Source organism: uncultured Paraglaciecola sp., from assembly GCF_963977085.1.
Classification (GTDB): Bacteria; Pseudomonadota; Gammaproteobacteria; order Enterobacterales; family Alteromonadaceae; genus Paraglaciecola.
Map to the genome: position 1 here is coordinate 1 of NZ_CAXBNC010000044.1, position 7,473 is coordinate 7,473.

The 7,473-nt window shown below is 38.9% G+C and carries 4 protein-coding genes; 2 read left to right on the forward strand and 2 right to left on the reverse strand.

The features are described 5' to 3' along the window. Positions 1-19: 19 nt before the first annotated feature. A complete protein-coding gene (locus tag AAC000_RS23355; RefSeq protein WP_339726357.1) occupies positions 20-3,805 on the reverse strand; it encodes a CheR family methyltransferase in 3,786 nt (1,261 codons plus the stop codon). 324 nt (positions 3,806-4,129) lie between these two features. Next, positions 4,130-4,645, reverse strand: coding sequence for a hypothetical protein (locus AAC000_RS23360; protein WP_339726358.1), 516 nt, complete (start codon positions 4,643-4,645; stop codon positions 4,130-4,132). A 329-nt stretch (positions 4,646-4,974) separates the two neighbouring features. Here AAC000_RS23360 and AAC000_RS23365 point away from each other — a divergent pair, with 329 nt between their 5' ends. Both AAC000_RS23365 and AAC000_RS23370 read left to right on the forward strand, forming a co-directional pair. Continuing rightward, positions 4,975-6,408, forward strand: coding sequence for an IS1182 family transposase (locus AAC000_RS23365; protein ID WP_339726360.1), 1,434 nt, complete (start codon positions 4,975-4,977; stop codon positions 6,406-6,408). Positions 6,409-6,833: 425 nt separating this feature from the next. After that, positions 6,834-7,457 carry a PilZ domain-containing protein gene (locus tag AAC000_RS23370; RefSeq protein ID WP_339726362.1) on the forward strand — a complete coding sequence of 208 codons (624 nt, stop codon included), beginning with the start codon at positions 6,834-6,836 and terminating at the stop codon, positions 7,455-7,457. The last annotated feature ends 16 nt before the right edge of the window (positions 7,458-7,473 follow it).

Here is a 7,473-nt window from a genome sequence, read left to right on the forward strand (position 1 = left end):
GGAGCGGCTTAAAGATTTTCTACAAATGACTGCTGCTTAAAATGGGGGGATTACACTTCATGAGAGAAACATCCGTCAAGACGCAGATATATTGATTAACCTCATCGTGCTCGCTTTTTACCGCGTTAATATTAATCACCGCAGGATAAACATTTCCATCTTTTGACTTATTGGTGATTTCACCCGACCAAAGACCGGTTTTGTTGAGTGACAAAACTATTGCTTCCAGTACGTCTTGGGCATTGCTGTCAGCATAAATCAAGCTTAAATTCTTGCCCATCGCATCAGTTTTGCTAAAACCAGTAATTGCCGTAAAGGCTGGATTAACATCAATAATATGAAGCTTTTCGTTAGTTACTATAATCGCCTCTTGTGTAGTATTAAAAACGATCTGGGCTTGAGCTCTTGCTAGCGACAAATTTTTCTGAACGTTAATGTCTTCACAGACATATATAAAGTAGGGAATGTGCTGTTTCTCAGTAAAAATAGAGACCGATAAAGTCGCCCAAATTATCTCTCCACCATTTTTTACAAAACGCTTTTCAACCTTATAACTTTTTCGTTTACCATTAATTAATTGTGCTGATTCTTCGGCGTCTAAATATAAATCGTCAGCAAAAGTAATTTCCGTCACTGATTTTTTCATCAGTTCACTATCAGAGTAGCCGAGCATCCGGTTGAATGATTGGTTAAACGTTACAAATTTACCATCTAAACTAACATGAGCAAGACCAACATTAGCAAGTTCAAATGTTCCCCTATACCGCTCTTCTTTTAATGATAATTCTGAGACCATCTTTCTTTCTTTGCTTATATCTGCGACAAAGGACCATACTTGAATGTTACCTTCATGATCTGTATTTATGTAGTCCATTATTTTAACAATGTTCCCACTATCGAGCCCCGTTTGAAACTCTAAAACGTAGGGACCATAAGTGCCATTATTTACTAGAATCTCTTGGCGTTCTAATTCTGTGTCGGGACTCTTTGATAAAACAACATCGCGCCAATTTTTTGATAATAATTGTTCTCTGCTCATTCCTGTGAATCGCTGCATTGCAGAGTTAGTTCTCAACACAATACCGTCAATATTAGTCACGACAACACCATCATTAATATTTTGCAGCACAGACTCATAACGCACATTGAGCATTTTTAAACTATTCTTAATATCTGCATTGTCATTGTATATTTCTTTCAGTTCACTGTAAGCAGTTTGTAATTCTTCATTTGTTGATTGCAACTCTTCGTTGCTGGTTTCCATTTCCTCGTTTGTCGCCTGTAACTCTTCGTTTGAGCTTTGCAGCTCTTCGTTAGTGGACTGTAGTTCTTCATTGGTTGTTTCTAACTCTTCTACAAGGGTTTGCATGTGCTCTTTGGTTCGATACAACTCCGTTTCCAACATTTCAACGTTTGCGTTGTTTGAAGCGGATTCAGGATCGCTTGAGCTTGAATTTCTAAAGTGAGGGAGTTCAGAAGCAGACACTTCTTGGAAGTAAAAAACGAGGAATCTAGATTTTTTACTAATAATAGGGACTATAAATACCTTAACGTACCGCAACTCATCATTTTTATTAGGTAAAAATATAAAATTACTTGAGCAGAGCTTATTCTCTTTTGAGATATTTTCAATGAGCCTTTTCACGCTTACTATTAAACGAACATCAACAATTTTATACAGATTGAAGCTCACATACCCCTCGGGTATTTTAATGAAATCTAAGTTTCCTTTTTTGTAAACAACTTCCAAATGCTCATTAGTAACGATCACGTTGGGTAACAAAATTTTGGAAGCTTGAATAGAAATCTGATCTTGTAATGACAGACCGTCATCAACCTCAAGATTAAACGCTTGTGTCGGGCCAATGTTCTTTGGAAGCTGTTGATTCAGAGCACGGTAATGCTTTTTAGAGGCGGCTACTGATTGAAATATTTTGTTCTTTTTGTCAATAGGATTGAAAAAATGTTCAAAATTGGTAGCGTTTTCTGATTTACCAAGGAAGAGAATACCATTCTCACGAAGAGCAAAGTGGAAGTCTGCCATAATCGACTTCTGAGCATCGTTATTAATATATATCAATAAATTGCGACAAATAATAATGTCTAAATTTTTAAAAGGTGGGTCGGTTAGAATATTGTGATATGAAAAAACAATTTTTTCACGTAAAGCGCTCCTTACCAGAAAATTATCGTTTTCAACACTAAAATAACGATTAATCAGGGTCTCACTTATACCTGCCATAAGGTTTTGTTTGTAGATTCCTTTTCTGGCAAATTCAACGGAAGTTTCATTGATGTCAGTAGCGAATATTTTGACATTTAGGGATTGTTTACGCTCCGACAAGACCTCTAATATTGTCATTGCAATTGAATAAGCTTCCTCACCCGTTGAGCAACCCGGCATCCAAAGCCTCAACGTTTTTATGTCAGGAGTATTATTCAAGTATTCATATAGTTTCGTTTCAAATGACAGGTAGGCTTCGTGATCTCGAAAAAAATTAGTCACGCCTATCAAGATATCTTTATAGAGAAGCTCTACTTCATTTTCATTACTTTTTGCAAAAGCAACATAGTCAGACAATAATTCAATTTTAAGGGCCAACATTCGTCTTTCAATGCGTCTTCCAATAGTGGCTGTTTTGTAGACGGAAAAATCAACTTTTTTATAGCGAACGAGTAAGTCAAAAAGTCCTTTTAAATTATCGTTAACAGGTACTTCTTGATGTTTTTGCAGCGCTTTCTGGCGAGGGAAATTTGCTAATGCTACCAACTCAGAGCCCATCTGACTGGCGGTAATGACCATATCAATATTGCAGCCATTGATGGCAGATACAGGCATGCCATCATATTTTGCGTCCGTTGGGTCTTGGACAATCGTTATTCCGCCCTCTGCATTTATGGCGAGCATCCCGTGAGCGCCATCTGAGCCAGTACCAGACAGAATAATACCAACGGCTTTCTCTTTCTTGTGTTCGGCAATCGACCTAAACAGTTGATTAACTGACGGCTTGGGTAATATCGTATTTTCTTCTGGGTCTGATAATATTATTTGGTTCTGAGAATTTATTTCTACATTTTTATTTGGAGGGGTAATATAGACTGTGTCACTTTCAAGTGTTGTTTTGTGTTTCGCACCAATAATTTTTAATGTTGTTTCTCGAGAAATTAAATCAACCATCATTGAGTTGTGTTTTGGGCTTAAATGCTGCGCCACGATATAGGCAGTATGATTAGAAAGCGGCAACCCCTTTACGAATGAAGTTAAAGCCTCTAAACCACCAGCACTTGAGCCAATGCCGACTACTATAAGCTCTTTCTCGTCCTCTGCCATGGGATTGTTAATTATGGATGATGGAAGATACGTGCCCGAAGATAGTGGGTCGTTTTGTTTTAGTTTCAGCTTTTCATCATCTAGTTTTGTTAACTCGCTGGTACCATTTTTTTCAATAACTTTTTCAATAACTTTTTGAAGTTGTACATTGGCAGAGGATTTTGTTACGTATCCGTTAACTAAATCTTTTACTGTCTCAAGCAGGAAATCTTCTTCAGCATGAGCACTTAAAATAATGATGGGGATGGCCTTGTCAATCTTTCTGATGGTATGAATAAACTCGGGGCCGTTCATGTCAGGCATTTGAAAATCAGTAATAATAAAGTCTGGATTTTCAGTATTGTATTTCGATAAACCTTCTTTACCATTTGCAGCTGTTGTTACACTACTAAAAATTTTACTAAATAATTGTAAATATATTTCGAGCGTAATTACGTCGTCCTCAATATAAAGAAGCTTTAAATTATGTGACATATTACTAAGGTCTTTTAACGATTAGTTCAGTAGGATATTACAGGCTTTGTGTCAAACAGAGTATCATACTTTCGTTGTGGCCGAGAGGCTGCTGTGAGCCTAAAACCTGACAGTCTGGTGTTACATCTGATTAAGAAGTTTGTGCTAATAGCAGGCTTTCGCAACACTGTTTTTAAGGTCCGCTTTTTTTGGCCAAAGCGGATATCACAAGCGTAAGCTACCTATCTGGAGCAAGAAATAATACTGTTGGTTCTGCAAAGGTTGTAAGAGCCTCACAAATTATCCCGTATTGCGGCATGCTGTTAGACGAACTAGTCAAAACTCTTATGCAGACAATCTCGCCCAGTCAATCTTATCTTTGTAACCTTGCGGTTGCTGATCAATCGCTTGCATTACTTTCTCTAGTATTTGTGCTGCCGGTGTGTCCTTTTCTCGCTCCTGCCTAATCATGTGCTCATTACGGTCACGCAGCGCAGCATTTTGACGCGCAAAAAGTGCTTCACTTTCTTCAGTTACAGGCTGGCCGGTTACTGTATATATCGCTCCGCTACCGGTTGCCATATCGAGATTAGAAATATCTAGCAAAGGGTGATTAAGTCCGTGAGTATAACCAGCCAGCATCTCTTCAGCTGTTTGCTCATCTCTATTCGCCAATTGCATCGCCCGACTATTCGCAAACTTATTATTTTTTGCCTGCGCGGCAAGCTCTAAAGCGGATTCTGACAGGGAAACTTTGTCTTTTGGAGTAGCTGGAGCATCGGCAACCGTTTGCCGTCCCATGGTTTCCTGTTGCCCATAAGCTTGCAAAGAGTTTGACGCGTAACTGGAAGATATCTGCATTGTCTTTGTTGATTGTTGAGTGTTATTAATTATAAGCAATTTTAAGACCAATTGGCTTTTAGTAGTGCGTATGCATATTCGTTACTAATTCTCTCCAAGCACTGATCATTTGTTTTCTTTCTTATCGTACAATGTCCGCTATCGCCCAAAAGCGTACCTGATGAAAATGCTAAGTTAAGTCCGCAATTCGCTCAGGCTGAGTGAAAACTATTGATCACCTTTTGAACTAAGCACGGTGTTTATATGATCAATCAGTCTTAATGTAATCACCTATCTAATCTCCGTTTTTAGTATAATTAAATGGTCAGCCAAACCAGAGAGTATCTGTGATGTCTCACCATATTAAAGGTCAATCAAGAACACAAACTACACTGCTACCAGAAGTGCTAGTTGATTTTGTCACTGAAAATAATCCCGTTCGAGTCATTGAAGTTTTTGTGAATGAAATCAATCTTGAATCATTAGGTTTTAATCGGGTGCAGGCAAAACAAACGGGCCGTCCTAGTTATCACCCCGCGACTCTGCTCAAGTTATATATTTACGGTTATCTAAACCGTATTCAATCATTACGCCGTTTAGAAAAAGAGACACATCGCAACGTTGAACTGATGTGGTTAGTCGAACGTTTGCAACCTGATTTCAAAACCATTGCTGACTTTAGAAAAGACAACGGCAAAGGCATCAAGAATGCGTGCCGCCAGTTCGTTGAACTGTGCCGCCAAATGAATATGTTCAGCGATGCGGTATTCGCCATTGATGGCTGCAAATTTAAAGCTGTAAATGCCAAAAAGAATAACTTCACTCCCCAAAAAACCAAAGACCATATTGCATTAATTGAAACGAGTATCAGCGACTATTTATTGCAGTTAGATAGTGCAGACGCTAACGATAAAAGTGATAAAGATGTGGGGTTGATGCAAGATAAATTAGCCTGGCTCAAGAATCGCCTTATTGAATTACAAGAAATTGAAGAAGCCGTTAATGCTCACCCAGACAAGCAGTTGTCGTTAAATGACCCCGATGCGCGGTTAATGAAAACCGATAACATGAATCGCAAGGTCTGCTATAACGTGCAAAGCGCAGTCGATACAAAACATCATCTTATTGTCAGTTATGACATCACCATGTCGACAGACCGAGGCCAGCTAACGCCCGTTACAACGCTAGTGCAAGAGGCTCTAGATAGAAAAGATATCACCGTTATCGCCGACAAAGGTTACTTCAGCCGTAATGATATTAAAGCAGCTCAGGATTTAGGCGCGACAGCTTTAGTCCCCCAAATCGATACATCGGGTTCTAAAAAGAAAGGCATATTTAATAAATCATTGTTCAAGTATGACCAAGACAAAGATATGTATGTTTGCCCAGATGGAGAGGAGCTACCACATCGGCGAAACGTGTTTGAGAGTGGCTTAGAGCAAAAGGTGTATGTCAATCATATCGCATGCAGGGACTGTAAAATTCGTGCTCAATGTACCCAATCAAAAACAGAACCGAGAAAAATGCGGCGTTGGATACATGAGGCTGAAATTGACGTAATGCAAACAAGGTTAGAGGCTGCACCTGAAACGACGGTCATTAGAAAACAAACCGTTGAACACCCGTTTGGCACCATCAAAATGTGGATGGGGGCAACGCACTTCTTGATGACACGCAAGAAAAACGTCAGTACGGAAATGAGCCTTCATGTACTGGCCTACAATCTAAAACGAATGATGTCGATTGTTGGAATACACACACTCATTACCGCCATGCAGGAATGATGGCGAGTTGTTAGCAAACTCCTCTCTATTGCGCAGTATACAAGCTAATTTGCCATCCATTTTAGAACCGAGACTGATAATATTTTATTACTTCTAGATTGCCTAGCAGCTTAACGATAGGGTTAAATCTGCGTAAAAATATCTGAACAACGACAGATAAGTCTTCGTTTTAGGTTTTCACACAGCCTGCGCTCAAAGCTGTCCTTCAATGAATTTATTAAACAGTCGTCTTACGGCCAATTTTATGTGCTTCCAGTAAGCTGTATCACGAGTCCGTTTTCATCAAAAGGGTAAGTATTGTCAAGCACTAAATGACCGGAGCTGGCACAGTTGATCATTTAATATTTTTTGATAAGGTTAACCTTTGACTAGGCTATGGGTGGTGACTACGCTAATAAGATATTGATTTGCACAAGGTTATAATTATGCTCACTTCTGAACCTTCGTCATCTATTTTACAAATTCTTGAATTATCCATTTGGCCAATTTTAATCATTGCTGTTGTGTTGATTCTAAGAAATTCAATTAACAAAATAATGAATCGTTTTTCATCCGCCGACGATCTTAAGATGTCGGTGGGTTCATTGAGTATTCAAGCGAAAGCGATGAGAGAATTAAACCAATCGATCGATTTAGGATTTAACGATACAACCCTTAAAAAATCGCAGATAGAAGCATTAATAGATGCAAAAATTAGAAGCATTCAGGCCGCGATTGATTTTGAAATTACCAAAACAGAGATTCGCGCTGATCCCAGAAGCATTGAATCAAAAGAAATTCTCATCACCACTCAAGATGGCGAGGATTTCACCGGGAAAACCATGGACATAAGTGAGGCAGGCGTTGGATTTAGAAGCAATGCACGATTTGGTTTTCATGACATTGTAGCTATTAAAATGGTGTCTGAACAAGACGCCGTCAGCGCCAGTGAATCTCTTACCAATAGGTTGAAAATCGTGCGAATTGAACAAGCTAAGGAAGGGTTCTATTATGGGGCTTCAATGCCAACGTCTAACGAATCCCCTCATAATATTAAGCAGAAACAATAATATAGACACGCATGGC

Bases quoted from the DNA above. Each gene is read 5' to 3' on its own strand.
- AAC000_RS23355 (WP_339726357.1), bottom strand. From the start codon at position 3,805: ATGTCACATAATTTAAAGCTTCTTTATATTGAGGACGACGTAATTACG.
- AAC000_RS23360 (WP_339726358.1), bottom strand. From the start codon at position 4,645: ATGCAGATATCTTCCAGTTACGCGTCAAACTCTTTGCAAGCTTATGGG.
- AAC000_RS23365 (WP_339726360.1), top strand. From the start codon at position 4,975: ATGTCTCACCATATTAAAGGTCAATCAAGAACACAAACTACACTGCTA.
- AAC000_RS23370 (WP_339726362.1), top strand. From the start codon at position 6,834: ATGCTCACTTCTGAACCTTCGTCATCTATTTTACAAATTCTTGAATTA.